At 66.4% G+C, this 16,150-nt stretch carries 14 protein-coding genes; 10 read left to right on the top strand and 4 right to left on the bottom strand.

Annotated elements, in window-relative coordinates:
• Positions 1 to 4 precede the first annotated feature (4 nt).
• The 5 genes from ybiB to AC2EBU_RS00750 all read left to right on the top strand — a co-directional run bounded on the left by ybiB (position 5) and on the right by AC2EBU_RS00750 (position 4,004).
• Positions 5 to 952 carry a DNA-binding protein YbiB gene (ybiB, locus tag AC2EBU_RS00770; protein ID WP_484608486.1) on the top strand — a complete coding sequence of 316 codons (948 nt, stop codon included), beginning with the start codon at positions 5 to 7 and terminating at the stop codon, positions 950 to 952.
• Entirely contained in the window at positions 949 to 1,755 is an 807-nt protein-coding gene (gene cobA, locus AC2EBU_RS00765) for a uroporphyrinogen-III C-methyltransferase (protein ID WP_484608485.1), read from the top strand. The genes ybiB and cobA overlap by 4 nt, the downstream gene beginning before the upstream one ends.
• A gap of 58 nt (positions 1,756 to 1,813) precedes the next feature.
• Positions 1,814 to 3,103: a BaiN/RdsA family NAD(P)/FAD-dependent oxidoreductase gene (locus AC2EBU_RS00760; RefSeq protein WP_484608484.1), complete on the top strand. Its 1,290-nt coding sequence runs from the start codon at positions 1,814 to 1,816 to the stop codon at positions 3,101 to 3,103.
• 127 nt (positions 3,104 to 3,230) lie between these two features.
• Entirely contained in the window at positions 3,231 to 3,443 is a 213-nt protein-coding gene (rpsU, locus tag AC2EBU_RS00755) for a 30S ribosomal protein S21 (RefSeq protein ID WP_007833691.1), read from the top strand.
• Positions 3,444 to 3,557: 114 nt separating this feature from the next.
• Positions 3,558 to 4,004 carry a GatB/YqeY domain-containing protein gene (locus AC2EBU_RS00750; RefSeq protein ID WP_484608483.1) on the top strand — a complete coding sequence of 149 codons (447 nt, stop codon included), beginning with the start codon at positions 3,558 to 3,560 and terminating at the stop codon, positions 4,002 to 4,004.
• 49 nt (positions 4,005 to 4,053) lie between these two features.
• Here the strand turns inward: AC2EBU_RS00750 and pmbA are convergent, their stop codons facing one another.
• On the bottom strand, positions 4,054 to 5,430 hold the full coding sequence (gene pmbA, locus AC2EBU_RS00745) for a metalloprotease PmbA (protein ID WP_484608482.1): 1,377 nt from the start codon (positions 5,428 to 5,430) through the stop codon (positions 4,054 to 4,056).
• A gap of 51 nt (positions 5,431 to 5,481) precedes the next feature.
• Between pmbA and yjgA the strand changes: the two genes are divergently transcribed.
• Genes yjgA through AC2EBU_RS00725 form a run of 4 tightly spaced genes read left to right on the top strand, consistent with a single transcriptional unit; the run spans position 5,482 to position 9,191 of the window.
• Entirely contained in the window at positions 5,482 to 6,135 is a 654-nt protein-coding gene (gene yjgA / locus AC2EBU_RS00740) for a ribosome biogenesis factor YjgA (RefSeq protein WP_484608481.1), read from the top strand.
• A gap of 47 nt (positions 6,136 to 6,182) precedes the next feature.
• Entirely contained in the window at positions 6,183 to 6,779 is a 597-nt protein-coding gene (gene mog / locus AC2EBU_RS00735; protein ID WP_484608480.1) for a molybdopterin adenylyltransferase, read from the top strand.
• 33 nt (positions 6,780 to 6,812) lie between these two features.
• Positions 6,813 to 8,255: a FecR family protein gene (locus AC2EBU_RS00730; protein WP_484608479.1), complete on the top strand. Its 1,443-nt coding sequence runs from the start codon at positions 6,813 to 6,815 to the stop codon at positions 8,253 to 8,255.
• Positions 8,256 to 8,261: 6 nt separating this feature from the next.
• Complete coding sequence (locus tag AC2EBU_RS00725) at positions 8,262 to 9,191, top strand: Crp/Fnr family transcriptional regulator (protein ID WP_484608478.1); 930 nt, start codon at positions 8,262 to 8,264, stop codon at positions 9,189 to 9,191.
• Here the strand turns inward: AC2EBU_RS00725 and cysE are convergent.
• The 3 genes from cysE to AC2EBU_RS00710 form a co-directional block, all read right to left on the bottom strand.
• Positions 9,169 to 9,942: a serine O-acetyltransferase gene (gene cysE / locus AC2EBU_RS00720; protein WP_484608477.1), complete on the bottom strand. Its 774-nt coding sequence runs from the start codon at positions 9,940 to 9,942 to the stop codon at positions 9,169 to 9,171. The genes AC2EBU_RS00725 and cysE overlap by 23 nt on opposite strands.
• Before the next feature lie 91 nt (positions 9,943 to 10,033).
• The gene (locus AC2EBU_RS00715) at positions 10,034 to 14,263 is read right to left on the bottom strand and encodes a hypothetical protein (protein ID WP_484608476.1); all 4,230 of its coding nucleotides are present in this window, start codon (positions 14,261 to 14,263) and stop codon (positions 10,034 to 10,036) included.
• Positions 14,264 to 14,337: 74 nt separating this feature from the next.
• On the bottom strand, positions 14,338 to 15,105 hold the full coding sequence (locus AC2EBU_RS00710) for an RNA methyltransferase (protein ID WP_484608475.1): 768 nt from the start codon (positions 15,103 to 15,105) through the stop codon (positions 14,338 to 14,340).
• A gap of 80 nt (positions 15,106 to 15,185) precedes the next feature.
• On the opposite strand from AC2EBU_RS00710, the gene AC2EBU_RS00705 reads away from it, so the two are divergent.
• On the top strand, positions 15,186 to 16,070 hold the full coding sequence (locus tag AC2EBU_RS00705; protein ID WP_484608474.1) for an inositol monophosphatase family protein: 885 nt from the start codon (positions 15,186 to 15,188) through the stop codon (positions 16,068 to 16,070).
• Positions 16,071 to 16,150: the final 80 nt, after the last annotated feature.

Raw genomic sequence — 16,150 nt, 5'->3', positions numbered from 1 at the left:
CGTCATGGGAATCAGCCACTACCTCAAGGAGATCGGCCGCGGCAAGGACGGTGCCCGGGCACTGACCCGCGAACAGGCGGCCGACCTGTTCGGCCAGGTGCTGGACGGCGCCGTCACCGACCTGGAAACCGGCGCCTTCTGTCTGGCGATGCGCATCAAGGGCGAAACCCCGGCCGAGATGGCCGGTTTCCTGGACGCCACCCACACACGCCTGCGCCGCCTGCCGGACAACGGCGCCGTCACCGTGGTGCTGCCCAGCTACAACGGCGCACGCAAACTCCCGGTGCTGACCCCGCTGCTGGCGCTGCTGCTGGCCCGCGAGGGCGTGCCGGTGCTGGTGCACGGCGCCGCCACCGAAGACCGGCGCATCACCAGCGAGGCGGTGTTCGCCGCGCTCGGTCAACCGGCCGCCACCGGTGTGGCGCCCCTGGCCCCGGGCCGGTGTGCCTTTGTCCCCACCGGGACGCTCTGCCCCGGCCTGAAACACCTGCTGGACGTGCGCCGCACCGTGGGCCTGCGCAACCCGGCCCACAGCCTGGTCAAGCTGATGAACCCCTGCGAGGGCGCGGCGCTGATCGTGGGCAGCTACACGCACCCGGAGTACGCGGTCTCGATGGCCGACAGCTTTGCCCTGGTCGGCGCCCACGCGCTGCTGCTGCGCGGCACCGAAGGCGAGCCGGTGGCCGATGCCCGCCGCACGCCGCAGATGGACGCGTTCCGCAACGGGCAGCGCCACCTGCTGCGGCCCGCGCAGGACGGCCCGCTGGCCAGCGTGCCGGAGCTGCCCCGCGACATCTCGGCCGACGCCACCGCCGCGTACATCCGCGACGTGCTGGACGGGCGTCGCCCGGTTCCCGTTCCGATCGCACATCAGGTGGCACACATCCTGCAAGAACGGCGTCAGCACAACACCACGGAGACCTGCGGCCAGCCGGCCGTCCCACCGACATGAACCAGCCCGCCCCCCAGCCCGCGCCCCAACCGTCCGAGTTCCTGCCCGGCACCGTCGCCCTTGTCGGCGCCGGACCGGGCGATCCGGAACTGCTCACCCTCAAGGCCGTCCGGGCCATTGCCGCCGCCACCGTGCTGCTGGTCGACGACCTGGTCAACGACGCCGTGCTGGTGCACGCCCGGCCCGGCGCCCGCATCATCCATGTCGGGAAGCGCGGCGGCTGCAAGAGCACGCCGCAGGCCTTCATCGAAAAGCTGATGGTGATGGCGGCCCGTGAGGGCGAGGTGGTGGTGCGTCTCAAAGGGGGCGATCCGTTCATCTTCGGCCGCGGCGGGGAAGAGGTGGAACACCTGCGTGCGCAGGGCATTCCGGTGCAGGTGGTCAACGGCATCACCGCCGGCCTGGCGGCGCTGACATCGCTGGGCGCGCCGCTCACCCACCGCGACCATGCCCACGGCGTGGTGTTCGTCACCGGCCATGCCAAACCCGGCGACGCCGGCACCGACTGGCAGCAACTGGCGGCCACCGCCCGAGACGCCCGCCTGACACTGGTGATCTACATGGGGGTCAGCGGCGCCGCGCGCATCCAGCAGGACCTGCTGACCGGCCTTGCCGCCGACACCCCCGTGGCCGTGATCCAGAGCGCCACCCTGCCCACACAGCGCCACGCCACCACCACACTGGAACGCCTGCACGCCACCCTGGTGGCCGAGCAGCTGGGCAGCCCGTCGGTGATCGTGGTCGGCGACGTGGTGCGCGGCATCGCGGCGGTGCACCCGACCTGCGAGCGGCGCGCCGCCTGAGCCGCCGCCACCCCCGCCGCCCGGGGCCCGGGCGGCTGGCCCGCATACACTGCGCGCCATGCTGAGTTTCGATGTGGTGATCGTGGGTGCCGGTGCGGCCGGCCTGTTTTGCGCCGGCGCGGCCGGCCAGCGCGGGCTGAGGGTGCTGCTGCTGGACCACAGCGAAAAAGTGGCCGAGAAAGTGCGCATTTCCGGCGGCGGACGGGCCAACTTCACGAACCGCGACATCGATGTGCGCCAGCCGCACAAACATTTCATCAGCGCCAACCCGAACTTCTGCCGCTCGGCACTCTCGCGCTACACCCCGCAGGACTTCATCGCGCTGGTGCAACAACACGGCATCGCCTTTCACGAGAAGCACAAGGGCCAGCTGTTCTGCGACCACTCGGCCGCCGATCTGATCGACATGCTGCTGGCCGGGTGCGCGACCGGCGGCGTGACGCGCTGGCAACCCTGCGCCGTCCGTTCCATCGCCTTTTTGCCTGCTACCCAGCGTGAAAAGGTCGACGTTTGCTATCAATTGATGACCGATCAAGGAGTGATCGGTGCCCGATCGGTGGTCATGGCCACCGGCGGCCTGTCCATTCCCGCCATCGGCGCCAGCGATTTCGGGCACCGCGTGGCGGCACAGTTCGGTCTGCGTGTGGTCCCGCCCCGCCCGGGCCTGGTGCCGCTGACCTTCGACGGCGCCGCCTGGGCACCCTACGCGGATCTGGCCGGCCTGTCGCTGCCGGTGCTGATCAGCACCGGGGAGAAAAAGCACCGCATCACCTTCGCCGAAGACCTGCTGTTCACCCACCGCGGCCTGTCCGGGCCGGCCGTGCTGCAGATGTCGAGCTACTGGCAGCCCGGCACCCCGATCCAGATCAACCTCGCGCCCGAGATCGACCTGCCTGCACAGCTGGCGGATGCCAAACGCCGCTCGCGCAAACTGCTGGTGAACGAACTGGCGCAGTGGGTGCCGGCGCGCCTGGCCGAAGCCTGGGTCGCGCAGGACCCCGACTGGCAGCGCCCGGTGGCCGAATGCAGCGACAAGGCGCTGGCCCGGCTGGCCGAACGGCTGTCCCGCTGGGAACTGGTGCCCACCGGCACCGAAGGCTACAAAAAGGCCGAGGTGACCCTCGGCGGTGTGGACACCCGCGACCTGTCGTCGCAGACGATGGAGTCCACCCAGCCCGGCCTGTATTTCATCGGCGAGGTGGTGGACGTCACTGGCTGGCTGGGTGGTTACAACTTCCAGTGGGCCTGGGCCAGCGCCCAGGCCTGCGCACAGGCATTACCCCTGTCGACGGCGCCTGCCGTCGAATCCGCGCCCTTGCGGTTGTCAACCGTGCCTTCAAAGCTATAATTTGAGGCTTTGCTGGCATGACCCCGCCGGCCAATACTAGTTACAGGCGGGGAACTTCGCTGTCATGGCGTCCGGGCCCGATCTTCCCGGCCACCCTCTGACGGCACATTTTGGAAATCATTACCTGATGACGACGATCCGTGTTAAAGAGAACGAGCCCTTCGATGTGGCCCTGCGCCGCTTCAAGCGCACCATTGAAAAGCTGGGCCTGCTGACTGACCTGCGCGCCCGCGAGTTCTACGAAAAGCCCACCGCTGAGCGCAAGCGCAAGAAGGCCGCTGCCGTCAAGCGCCATTACAAGCGCGTGCGCAGCATGCAGCTGCCCAAGAAGCTGTACTGATCTCGCAGCGGTGCAGCGGAGGGCCCTGCCTTCCTGTGCTCCCCAACCCGCGCTCGGGACGCCAGGCGCGGGTTTCGTTTTTTCGCCCTCCTTTTTTGCCACCGGAACCCTGCCATGAGCCTCAAGGACCAGATCACCGACGACATGAAGACCGCCATGCGCGCCAAAGACACCGAGCGCCTGGGCACCATCCGCCTCCTGCAGGCGGCGATCAAACAGAAGGAAGTGGACGAGCGCATCACGCTGGACGACGTGGCCGTGGTGGCCATCGTCGACAAGCTGATCAAGCAGCGCAAGGACAGCATCGCCGCGTTCGGCCAGGCCGGCCGGCAAGACCTGGTTGACCGGGAAAGCGCCGAAATGAAGGTGCTGGAGGCCTATCTGCCCGCCCGCTTGTCAGCCGAAGACATTGCTGCCGAGGTCCGCGCCATCGTCGCCGAACTCGGCGCCGCCGGCCCGGGCGACATGGGCAAGGTGATGGGCGCCGTCAAGACCCGGCTGGCCGGCAAGGCCGACATGGGCCAGGTTTCCGCCGCCGTCAAGGCTGCGCTGAACCCCTGAGCAACGAACAGCGAAACCGGCCGCGCGCCACTGCGCGACGTGCGGGTTTTCAGGAGCCGGCCACCTTCATCGGGTTGATCAGGATGGAACCCACGGTCTTGGCGCCGTAGTTGTAGGCGTCGGCCCCGACCGCCTCGATGCCCTTGAACATGGTCTTGAGGTTGCCGGCGATGGTGATCTCTTCGACCGGAAAGGCGATTTCGCCGTTTTCCACCCAGAAGCCGCTGGCGCCGCGGGAATAGTCGCCGGTCACGTAGTTCACCCCCTGGCCCATCAGTTCGATCACGAACAGGCCGGTGCCCAGCTTCTTCAGCATCGCGTCCAGGTCATCGCCAGGCCGCGTGCGCCGCGAAGTCAGCCGCAGGTTGTGCGAGCCCCCGGCGTTGCCGGTCGTGGTCATGCCCAGTTTGCGGGCAGAATAGGTTGAAAGGAAGTATCCGGCCACCCGGCCGGCGTCCACGATCCGGCGCGGCGCCACGCGCACACCTTCATCATCGAACGGCACACTGCCCTTTCCGGCGGGCTCGAACGGGTCTTCATCCACATCCAGATGCGCCGGAAATACCCGCTTGCCCAGGCTGTCGAGCAAGAAGCTGCTGCGCCGGTACAGCGCGCCTCCGCTGACCGCCTGGACAAAACTGCCCAACAAACCCGCCGCGAGCGGTGATTCGAAGAGCACCGGACATTCCGTGGTGGCAATCTTGCGGGCTTTGAGACGGCTGAGCGCGCGTTCAGCCGCATACCGGCCCACGGCCTCGGGTGCGGCCAGTCCCCGGGGGTCGCGCATCGAGCTGTACCAGGCGTCACGCTGCATGCCCGCGCCCCGGCCGGCGATGGGCGCAACCGACAGCGTGTGTCGCGAGCTGGCATAGCCACCGCGGAATCCGTGGGTATGGGCGCTGAAGAAATGGCTTTGCTGCACCGAAACCGCAGCGCCTTCGCTGTTGGTGATGCGGCGATCGGTCGCGAAAGCCGCCGCCTCGCACCGCTGGGCCAACACCACGGCGTCCTCGCTGGTGATGGCCCACGGATGAAACAGATCCAGGTCGCACGGCTGACGCTCCACCAGCTCCTCCTCCGGCAGTCCGGCCACCGGGTCTTCGGCGGTAAAGCGCGCAATGTCATAGGCCGCCTGCACCGTCTGGGCAATGGCGCTGGAGGAAAAATCCGAGGTGCTGGCGTTGCCGCGTCGGTGTCCGACGTAGACGGTGACACCCAGGGATTTGTCCCGGTTGCGCTCGACCGTCTCGACCGCGCCTTTACGCACACTCACGGACAGACCGCAGCCTTCGGAGGCCTCGGCACCGGCATCGGTCGCGCCCAGCCGGCGGGCATGGGCCAGGGCTTCGTCGACAAGGCCCTCGAAATGGCGGCGGGAAAAACTGAAGCCATGGGAGGCTGAGGTCGGTTGCGGGGCATTTTTCATCGTGGCGGCTATGATACTTGCCCCCTCCGCACCGTGAGCGCCCCCTTTTTTATGTCCCGAAAACCGAAGCGTGGCTACTTCGTCCGCGGCCAGTTTGTTGCCGAAGGCAGCGAACTTGATCTTGAGTTCAAACGCGAGCTCAAAGGCGGTGACGAACCCAGCAAAACCGAGCTCAAGCGCGAAAGTGCCGATCGCCAGGCCCTGGGCGAAGCCTTGCTGGATCTGCGGGCCGAGCTGCTGGCCCGTCTGGAACTGCCCGACACCCTCACCGAAGCGCTGGCACAAGCGCGCGGAATCACCCATTTCGAGGGGCGTCGCCGGCAGATGCAGTTCATCGGCAAACTCATGCGCCGGCTCGATGCCGAAACAATGGAGGCCATTCGCGCCGCCCTGGACGAACAACACCGGGGTTCGGCCGCCGAAACGGCGGCGCTTCATGCCGCAGAACACTGGCGCGAGCGTCTGATCGCCGACGATGCGGCGCTGGCAGTCTGGCTGGAACAGCACCCCGAAAGTGATGCCCAGCAGCTTCGGGCCCTGATCCGCCAGGCGCGCAAGGATGCCCCGCCGGCCGACCGGGATCAGCAATCCCGCGGCCTGGCGCCTCGCCAGAGTCGTGCCTTCCGTGAATTGTTCCAGCTGGTGCGAGAGCAGCTGCGCACCACCGCGGCCGCCGCCGCTGACCAGCCCGCCGACGCGCAATGAGCGCCAGGCCTGCGCCCCGACCACTGAACCCACCATCTTTTTCGACCATGAGCCAGCCCCTTGAACCCGTCCGAATCGGCCTGGTCTCCATCAGCGACCGCGCTTCGGCCGGCGTCTATGAAGACAAAGGCCTTCCTGCCTTGCAGGCGTGGCTGGAGCGCGCCGTGCGCAACCCCATCGAATTTGTCCTGCAGCTGATCCCGGACGAGCAGGCGCAGATCAGCGCCACCTTGATTGACCTCGTTGACAACCGCGACTGCGCGCTGATCCTGACGACCGGCGGTACGGGCCCGTCCCCGCGGGACGTCACTCCCGAAGCCACACAGGCCGTGGCGCACCGTGAAATGCCCGGCTTCGGAGAACAAATGCGGCAGATTTCGCTGAATTTCGTGCCCACCGCGATTCTTTCGCGACAAACAGCCGTCATTCGTCACAAAAGTCTGATCATCAACCTGCCGGGGCAACCAAAAAGTATTCAAGAAACGCTCGAAGGTGTCAAAATGACAGCCCATGGGCAAACTGTGCCGGGTATTTTTGCAGCGGTCCCCTACTGTATTGACCTGATCGGCGGTCCGTATCTGGTCACCGATGAGGCGGTCTGCAAGGCATTCCGGCCCAAGAGCGCCATCCGGCCAGGGAGCTGACATAAACAAAAAAGCGTTTCTGAACGGCTTTCTATGCATTTTCAATTGAAACCCAGCGTCAACTGGTCACTTTTTGCTCTGCTTTTTGTACCGGTCGTGGCGATGGCCAGTGAACCCACACTGTCCTACACGGTTCAAAAGGGCGACAAATTGATCCGCGTGACCAAAGACATGCTGGTGCAACCCGCTGACTGGAAAGCCATCGCGCGGCTGAACGGCATGCCGGACCCGAACGTCATCAAACCGGGCCAGACCGTGCAGGTTCCGGTCCGCATGCTCAAGTCGCAGCCCTTGGAAGCGAAGGTCGTGGCGGCCGCCGGGGACGTTCAAGTCGCCGGCAGCCGCGCCCAGGCCGGCCAGAGCCTTGGCGAGGCCAGCCGCATCACCACCGGCCCCAACAGTTCCGCCGTGGTCGAACTGGCTGACGGCAGCCGGGTGCAACTGTTGCCCGGCAGCGTCGCCGAGCTCGCCCGGCAACGGGAATACCGCATGCGCGATGGTTCTGCCGGCGGCTCCAGCACCTGGTTCTCCGGTACCGTGCGCCTCGTTCAAGGTTCGGTCGAGACGCTGGCCTCCAAACTCAGCCGGCGCGCCACCCCGCTCCAGGTCGAGACACCGACCGCCCTGGTCGGCGTCCGCGGCACCCGTTTTCGTGTGGCTTATGACGAGTCGGTCGGCCGAAGCAGTCGCTCGGAAGTTCTGGAAGGCCTGGTTCGCGCCGACAACCCGGTACAAGCCAGTGGTGCCGACCTTCCGGCCGGCACGGGCGCCGTTGTCGACCCGACACGCAAGGAGGTCCGCGTGGTCGCCCTGCTGTCCGCACCCGACCTGACCGCCGCCGCCAGCCAGGTACGCCGCCCGACGCCCGTCTGGGGCCTGCCGGCCTTGGGTGATGCGCAGGCGTATCGGGTTCAGGTTGCTCAGGATGAGAAGTTCGAGCGAATCATGGGCGACCTGCGCACCACCACGCCCGCCGTTGACCTGTCCGGCATCCCCAATGGCACCTGGCACGTTCGCGTCCGCCGGATTGACCCCAACGGACTCGAAGGCTTCGACGCAAGCCGCACGGTAGCGATCGCCGATGCACCGCCGGCACCCGCACCCGCCCCGCAGCCGCCTGCGGTCAGCGCCCGTGTGGTCAGCTCATCCATGAGCCTGCGCAATGGGCAGACCAGCCTGCGTTTCGAACCCGCCTATTCCGGGATCGCGGCGACCGCAATCCGGGGCTACGCCATGGTTCTGGCCCACGACCGGGCGCTCAACCAGGTCGTGGGCAAAGCCGAGGCCACCGCGCCCAACCTCCAGCTGCCAACCGAAATCAAACCGGGCATGTACTTTGCCCGCCTGACGGCGCGCACCGACAGCGGCCAGGAACTCGATCTGGGCCTGTACCAGCTGGATATCCACATGAACTGGGGCATTTCGATTTCCGACTCGATGTTTGTCCTCCAACCCCTTGCCGCATCGGGATCCTGAGTCACCATGGACAGCTACCTCACCGACAAACGGCGATTCAGCCGAAATGATGTTGCCGCGTTGCTGCGCGGACGCAAAGCCTTCAGCGAACTGAGCCACGACGAGGCCCTGGCGGTCGTCACCTGCATGAAGCCCGTGCGCATCAAGGAAGGCGCTGTGCTCACCCAGCAGGGCTCGTCCAGCAGCAACCAGATGATGCTGATTCTCCAGGGCGAAGCGGCGGTAGAGACGGAAACCGACAACGCCAACGAGCCGCTGCTGGTCACTTTGCTGGGGCCTGGCGATCTGATCGGCGAGCTGGGCATGTTCGACGGCGAGCCCCGCTCGGCGACCTGTACCGCGGCGTCCGAGATGTATGCCGCGTTGATGGGCCAGGAACACCTCGAAAAGCTGATGGCGGAAAAGCCCGCCGTTTCTGCCAAGCTGCTGAGTGTGATCTTGCAGCGGGTCAGCCAGAAGCTGAGGGTGACCACCGAAAAGCTGCGCAAAATCTCGGCGATCAATGAATCGTTGACGTCGGAAATGGGCAGCCTGGAGCAGAAGCTCCACGCGGCGCTGTCTCGTCCGGCCGCCGCCCCACCGGAGCCGGCGACATTTCAGCCCACCGTCCAGATGGCGCCGCAAGCGGTGGCCTTCCAGCCCACCGTCCAGATGAATCCGCGACAGGCCGCCGCAGCGGCGGCGCGGGGCCCGGCGGAGTTTGCTCCCACCCGGCCGATGACGCTGGCCGATCTGGACCGCATGCACCCGACCGGAAGACCAGCAAAGGCGCCTTCACCTGCCGCGGCCGATTCGCCGGAGTACGCAGCGACCGAGCCGATGTCCCTGGACCTTCTGGCGGCCATGTCCCGCCCCACCCCACCCCGACAGAAGCCCGCCCACCCCGAATCGGGTGACCTGCTGCCGCCGCTGGTCACTTCCCGACGAGGTCGTTGAGCCGCTCGGCCGGAAAACATTCCTGCCGGGCCGCGTCCTGCGGCATGGGCCCGCTTTGCGTGCGCTCGGCAAGCAATCGGTCGATCGTCTGCCACAACAAGGCGATCTGGTGGTCCTGTGCCGCGGCCCCACTGATCAGTCCCCGCAATGCCTGACTGACCGGGTCGTCGTCCTGCGTGATGCCATAGGCGGTGAATTTCGGTTCGGCCACGGTCACGTCCGCGCTGGCGCCTTCTTTGGACGGGATGATGCGGGCCGGTATGCCCACCGCCGTGGCACCGGGCGGTACCGGCTTGATCACCACCGCATTGCTGCCGATCTTGGCCCCGTCGCCGACCTCAAAGCCGCCCAGCACCTTGGCACCGGCGCTGACAACCACATCCTTGCCCAGGGTGGGGTGGCGTTTGGTCCCTTTGTACAGTGACGTCCCGCCCAGCGTGACCCCCTGGTAGATGGTGCAACCGTCACCGATCTCGGCGGTCTCGCCCACCACCACACCCATCGCATGGTCGAAAAAAACCCGATCGCCGATGCGGGCGCCAGGATGGATTTCGATCCCGGTCAACCAGCGCGCGACATGCGAGATGAAACGCCCCGGCCATTTCAAGCCGTGGTTCCAGCACCAATGCGCCGGCCGGTGCAGCCAGATCGCGTGCAGGCCGGGATAACAGGTAATGACCTCCCAGGTGCTGCGCGCGGCAGGATCACGATCGAGGATGCACTGAATGTCGGAGCGAAGGCGGGCAAACATGCGCCAAGTGTAGAGTCGAAAAAAACCCCGGGCGGGGACCCGGGGCATCCGGCTGTCCGGCAGGACCATCCCGGCCGGCGCGCGGGCGGCGCTACTGGCCGGTTGCAGTCACGGTGCAGGTCAGATTCAGGGTAATTCCACCACCCGATGGCAAGGTCGGAATCGCCACCCCTTGTGGGGGTGTGGTGTTCTGCAATTGCCCGATGGTCAACCCGCCCGGACAGGTGGCCAATCCCGACGCCGTACAGATCGGATCGGTGACACAGGACAGCCCCGGCGCCACCGGGTCGAAGACACGGGTGTTGTCCGCCGCCGACGGGCCGAGGTTCGAGATCGTGATGGTGTAGCTTGTTGTGCTACCCGCCACCAGGGTGGTGGTGTTGTTGGTTTTGCTGACCGACAGATTGGCCGATCCGACCGCCGTCACCACGGTCGCCGTGTTATTGGCGGTATTGGTGTCCGATATTCCACTGGGGATCGATATCGCCACGGTATTGGTGACCCCGTTGGTGTTGGTGGTGGCCACGCCCTGAACCACCACCGAACAGGTCGAACCCGATGCCATGCCGGTTGCCGTGCCCTGCAGCAAACTGCCCGCGAGTGTCGCGGTACAGCCCGCCACCGACCCCCCGATGGTCGCCGTGCCCACGCTCAGGCTGGTGAAGTTGAACGGAATCAGGTCACTGAAGGTGACTGTCGACACCGCGGACGGACCACCATTGATCGCGCTGATGCGGAACTGCACGGTCTGCGCCAGATTCACCCCGAGCAAGGTGGTCTGGAAGCTTCCGGCCGGCAAGGCTCGCTGCTCCTTGAGCGTGCGCACATCACTGTTCAGTGGCACGGGATCACCCGCACAACCGAGGAACGGCACATCGGTGGCTTCACACAAGGCGGCCGTCACGGTGGTGGTCTGGGTGTTGTTCTGCGGGTCCGCACTGGCAGTCACCCGTGCCCGGTTGACCAGGGTATTGGTCGCACCGGCCGCAACGGTGACGTTGACCGTAATGTTCACGGAGGTGGCCGTGTTCAGCGCGCCAGCCGTGTTCGTACAACTGACCGCCTGCCCGACGGGCGCCCCACACGTAAATGGCGCCGACGGTGTGATGGTTCCGAAGGTCAACCCGGCCGGCAACACATCGACCACCCGCACGGTATTCGCCGCCGCCGCCGCGCCACCGGTGTTGGTCACGTTCAGCGTGAAGGCAAATGCATCACCCGGCGATCGGGCCTGCGGGTCGGGGTGGCTCTTGGTCATCCGCACCTCTGGGGCGCCCTGGACCGTATTGAGGTCGATGGCGCAGCCGGTGTGGGGGCTGCCGTCCGCATTGCAACTGGTGATATCGGTAAAGGTCGCGGTATTGAGGGTTCCGGCCACCAGATCGCCTCCGCCCACCACCCGCGACCGGTTCAGGGTCTGCGTGCCCAGCGGCACAGTCGCGTTGACGGTGACACCCAGGTCAAACGACGAGGACTCCCCCGCCGGAATCGAGGTGGTGGAAATGCAATAGGTGTAGGTGAAAGTATTGCGCGTGCAGGTCCAGTTGGCGCCGTTCGGTCCCGGAGGGTTGAAGGTACCCGCCGTGGTGAAGGTGATGGAGCCGGTGCCCAGCGTCGGCAGAATATCGCCGAAGGTCAAGGTACCCACCGTCGCTGCCGTGCCGACGTTGCGGATGGTGAAGCGGTAGGTGGTCGACCCCCCGCGGTTGACAAACACCTGGCCGTCGTCTTTGGTCATGTCCAGGCGCGCGTAAAGCACCGCATCCGAGTCGCTGGCGCAACCGAGCGCGTCATCCACCGCCTCGGTGGCCGGGGACACGGGCGCCGGGCAGACAGCCGCCGTGGTGGTGGTCGGCCGTGTCGTCTTTCCGGGCGCCGGGTCTCCGCCGCCACCCACCCGGGCGCGGTTGGTCAGCGCCGACGGCGGCGCGGCGGCCACCACCACGGAGAACGTCACGGTCGCCGCGGCACTGGCGGCCAGTGTCACCGTGCGGTTGCACAGGATACCGGGGCCGGTGACGGTCGAACAGGTGAAACTGTTCATGATGAACGGCGAAGCGCCGTTGAACGTCAGCCCCGTTGGCAGCAGATCGGCAATCGTGATGGTGCCGGTGGTGGGGGTTGCCCCACCGTTGGTCACCACCAGGGTGTAGGTCAGGGTCTGCCCCGGCACCACGGTGGTGGTGCCGTCCGTCTTGGTCAGCGACAGGCTGGGCGCGACAATGGTGCCGGCGTCCACGGCACACCCGCCCAGCGGGGTGTCGTTGGACGTACAGGTGGCCGCCGTCACCGGGGTTGCCGTGGTGGTTTTGTTCGGGTCGCCGCCCCCGCTGACCTGCGCCCGGTTGATCACCGACAGGCCGTTCGCCCCGTTGATCGCCATCGGGATGGTGAAGATCGACGTGCCGAAGCCGGTAATCGACGTTGTCGACGTGCAGCTGAACGTCTGGGTGGTCGGCGCATTGCAGGTCCACTGGGCCGCATTGGCGCCGCCCAGGGTCAGCGTACCGGTGGCCACCGACAGGCCGGTCGGGATGCTGTCCGCCAGCGAGATCGTGCCCGATGTGGCGCTGGCGCCGCTGTTGGTCACGGTAAACGTGAAAGTGGTGGTACCCGGTGAGGTGAGCGAGGTCACACCATCCGACTTGCGCAATTGCAGGTTCGGATCACACAGCGCCGCCTGTGGAACGCCGGGGGTATTGGGCGTCTGGAAGGTGGTCAGCCCCCCGTTGAAGCCGGTGCCGCCGTAATACTCTTCAAAGCCGGCATCGTTCATGGTTTCACCGGGGGTTCCCCCGGCGAACGCGGCACTGATCGCCATGGTGTTGGGCGCATACGCAATGAAGCCGCCGCCGCCCGCGCCACCCGGGCCATGGCGTCCGCCGGGCCAACCGCCCGAGCCCGCCCACGCATTGCCGCCGTCACCGCCGGATACATCAATCGAGGCATTGCCGCCGACAACAGTTTCGAGCACCACCGAACCGCCGGCCCCGGCGCCGCCGCCGGAATCGTTCTGTACGTTGTAGCCATGCGCACCCCGCGCATCGATGGTTCCGGACCCATCGACGGAACGGGCACGAATCACCACAATTCCGCCACCGGCGGCGCCAGAAGAACAACGACCCAGAGTCAGGGTGCAGTTGATGCCTTGATTGGTGTAAGAAACGTTGTCAGACGTTTCGTTGTTGGTACTGCCAGCCCCCCCGCCACCGCCCATGAATATGCGGTTGAAGGCGAGGGAACCCGCGTAACTGGCGCCACCGCGTCCGCCAATATCGATCAGGGGATCATTCCAGGGCCGGCCGCCGATGCCACCGGCGCCATAGTTGCCACCGCCGCCGCCGCCCGAATTGTTCTGGTTCGTCCCACCGATATCGGAGTCGTTTCCTCCGCCGCCGGCATTGCCTGGAGCTCCGCGAGCATAACTGCCGTCAGGATATCCCTCAACGGCCTGCGAAACGCTACCAAGGTTACCCACCGCCGTCAGTGCATTGGTTCCCTGGAAGCCCCAGTTGTTGTTCTTGACCGCGACATGGCGCGGCGTGCCGTGGATGCCTTCACCCTTGGAGGCATGGGGGGAAAAGGGCGCAGCCAATGTAGAGGTCATGCGCCAGGTGGCGATGGCGGTCGTCGTGCCCGCCACATCGGTGGCTGAGCCCAAACCCAGCCCGCCCCGAAATCCCTTTCCTCCGACAAAAACGGCCCGGTTGAATACACCGCCGTCGACCGGACCGCTGCCGAGCGTCAGCGCACCCCGCACATCCATGGCCACGACCCCGCCGGTCCGCCCGTTCCAAGGCGGGGCGACCACCCCGGCCGCCGTGCCACTGGTGTACTGCGGCACACGAACGACCTGGTAGCGCCGCTGGTTGGCCGACGCGGTGGCGTCGGAATCAAAATACTGGTTGGTCAGCGCCGGGGTGAAAGTGATGTTGGGGAAGGTGCCGCCGGTAATGCGTACCCATTCATAGCGCCCGACGCTGCCCAGGCTGGTGGAGCCGTTGCCGGAGCCGCTGCCATTGCCGTAGGTGCTGTTGTTCGCGGTGTTGTAGCTGCCGTCCTGAATCTGGATGATCATCAGCAGGTCACCCACGGCCAGGGTGGTGGTCGCGCCGCGCGTATCGCGGGTGCCCAGGGTAATGGCCGTGGAGCCGGGATTGAGCGTGGGCTGCCCACTACCCTGGTAATAGTCGTTGATGACCCCGGCCGGGATGGATGTCTGGAACGCGCTGGGCGGCGCGCAGGTTTGCGCCAGCGCCATCACGGGCGCCAGCAGGGCCAGTGTCAGCCCCAGCACAAGCTGTTTGAGGAAACGAACCACGATTCACACTCCGGGGAAAACCGAATGAAGCGCGATTATCCGGTAACAATCGGTGACACGGTGCAGGGACGTCGTCAGACCGGGTCGTTTTTGTGCGCTTGTTCGCCCGGATGGGGGCGAAGACGCAACAGATTGCGCGCGATGCCACGGAGGATGTGGATTTCCGTCACCGTGGGTTGGGCACGCAGCAGCAGCTGGTTGAGCCGAGGCATCAGTTTTTTGGGCGCCTGCGGGTCCAGAAACCCGATCGCCACCAGCGCCTGGTGCCAATGCGCCAGCAGACCGGCGATGGCTTGCGCGTCGGCACGGTCCGGCGCATCGGCGGGCGTGTCGACCCCAAACCCACCCAGGGCCTGGCGCCATTCGTAAGCGATGACCTGCGCCGCCGCCGCCAGATTGAGCGAACCGAAGGCGGGATTGGTAGGAATCGACAGCGCGACGTGGCAGCGGTAGACGTCGTCATTGCTCAGGCCATACCGCTCCGGACCGAACAGAAAGGCCACACCCGGCTCGCCGTGTGCATGGCCTGCCCGGCCCAGCAACTCGCCGAAATGGGCCCGGGGGGCGCGGGTGGGCGGGCCGAAATCCCGCGGTGTCATGGCCGTGGCGCACAGGTGGGTGATGCCGTCCAGCGCATCGTCCAGCCGCGGCACCACCCGGGCGGCCGCCAGCACATCGACCGCGCCGCTGGCGCGCTGGATCGCCTCGTCGCGGCGCAGCACATTGGGCCAGCGGGGAGCAACCAGCACCAGATCGTCAAATCCCATGACCTTCATCGCGCGGGCGACCGCGCCCACGTTGCCGGCGTGGCTGGGTTCGATCAGGACAAAACGGGTTTTCATCGGTGGCCGGTTAAAATCCACATTGTCGCTGCCCGCATCGACGGCGCCGCCGGATCTGCCGTTTCGCTCTTCCTCACAATATGTCGTCCAACCTGCATCCCATGCTCAACGTGGCCATCAAGGCCGCCCGCGCCGCTGGCGCGATCATCAACCGCGCCGCCCTCGACGTCGAGGCCGTCCGGATTTCGCAAAAGCAGGTCAACGACTTTGTCACCGAAGTGGACCACGCCAGCGAAGAGGCCATCATCGAGACCCTGCTGACGGCCTATCCGAACCATGGCATTCTGGCGGAGGAATCCGGGCAGTCGCGCGGCAACCCCCATTCCGACCATATCTGGATCATCGACCCGCTGGACGGCACCACCAACTTCATCCACGGCTTCCCGGTCTACTGCGTCAGCATCGCGCTGGCGGTGGCGGGGCGGGTGGAACAGGCCGTGATCTACGACCCGACGCGCAATGACCTGTTCACCGCGACCCGGGGCCGCGGGGCCTATCTGAACGAACGCCGCATCCGGGTCTCCAAACGCACCCGGCTGCAGGAATGCCTGATCTCGACCGGTTTTCCCTTCCGCAAGGGCGACAACTTCCCGCTGTATCTGGCCATGATGAGCGACGTCATGCAGCGCACGGCGGGTTTGCGCCGTCCTGGCGCGGCCGCGCTGGACCTGGCCTATGTGGCCGCCGGCTTCGCCGACGGTTTTTTCGAGACCGGGCTGCAGCCCTGGGATGTGGCGGCCGGTTCGTTGCTGGTGACCGAAGCGGGGGGTCTGGTGGGCAACTTCACCGGTGAATCCGACTTCCTGCACCAGAACGAGTGCCTGGCCGGCGCGCCGCGCATCTACGGTCAACTGGTCGCCCTGCTGGGCAAGTACAGCAAGTTTGCCGGTGTGGCCGACAAGGTGGCGGTCAGCGCGGCCACGTCCCAGCCCCTGTCGCTGTCAGCCGACCCGGCGACCGAGTAAACACGCCCGGCGGAGCCCACAGGCAGCCCGCCGGCACCGGTTCAATCGGCGCCACACCGCCGCCGGCGCGAGCGGGCGGC

Source organism: Curvibacter sp. T50 (assembly GCF_057219955.1).
The sequence above is the reverse complement of the archived record's forward strand: the minus strand, read 5'-3'. Positions and strand labels throughout refer to the sequence as shown.

Bases quoted from the DNA above. Each gene is read 5' to 3' on its own strand.
- ybiB (WP_484608486.1), top strand. From the start codon at position 5: ATGGGAATCAGCCACTACCTCAAGGAGATCGGCCGCGGCAAGGACGGT.
- cobA (WP_484608485.1), top strand. From the start codon at position 949: ATGAACCAGCCCGCCCCCCAGCCCGCGCCCCAACCGTCCGAGTTCCTG.
- AC2EBU_RS00760 (WP_484608484.1), top strand. From the start codon at position 1,814: ATGCTGAGTTTCGATGTGGTGATCGTGGGTGCCGGTGCGGCCGGCCTG.
- rpsU (WP_007833691.1), top strand. From the start codon at position 3,231: ATGACGACGATCCGTGTTAAAGAGAACGAGCCCTTCGATGTGGCCCTG.
- AC2EBU_RS00750 (WP_484608483.1), top strand. From the start codon at position 3,558: ATGAGCCTCAAGGACCAGATCACCGACGACATGAAGACCGCCATGCGC.
- pmbA (WP_484608482.1), bottom strand. From the start codon at position 5,430: ATGAAAAATGCCCCGCAACCGACCTCAGCCTCCCATGGCTTCAGTTTT.
- yjgA (WP_484608481.1), top strand. From the start codon at position 5,482: ATGTCCCGAAAACCGAAGCGTGGCTACTTCGTCCGCGGCCAGTTTGTT.
- mog (WP_484608480.1), top strand. From the start codon at position 6,183: ATGAGCCAGCCCCTTGAACCCGTCCGAATCGGCCTGGTCTCCATCAGC.
- AC2EBU_RS00730 (WP_484608479.1), top strand. From the start codon at position 6,813: ATGCATTTTCAATTGAAACCCAGCGTCAACTGGTCACTTTTTGCTCTG.
- AC2EBU_RS00725 (WP_484608478.1), top strand. From the start codon at position 8,262: ATGGACAGCTACCTCACCGACAAACGGCGATTCAGCCGAAATGATGTT.
- cysE (WP_484608477.1), bottom strand. From the start codon at position 9,942: ATGTTTGCCCGCCTTCGCTCCGACATTCAGTGCATCCTCGATCGTGAT.
- AC2EBU_RS00710 (WP_484608475.1), bottom strand. From the start codon at position 15,105: ATGAAAACCCGTTTTGTCCTGATCGAACCCAGCCACGCCGGCAACGTG.
- AC2EBU_RS00705 (WP_484608474.1), top strand. From the start codon at position 15,186: ATGTCGTCCAACCTGCATCCCATGCTCAACGTGGCCATCAAGGCCGCC.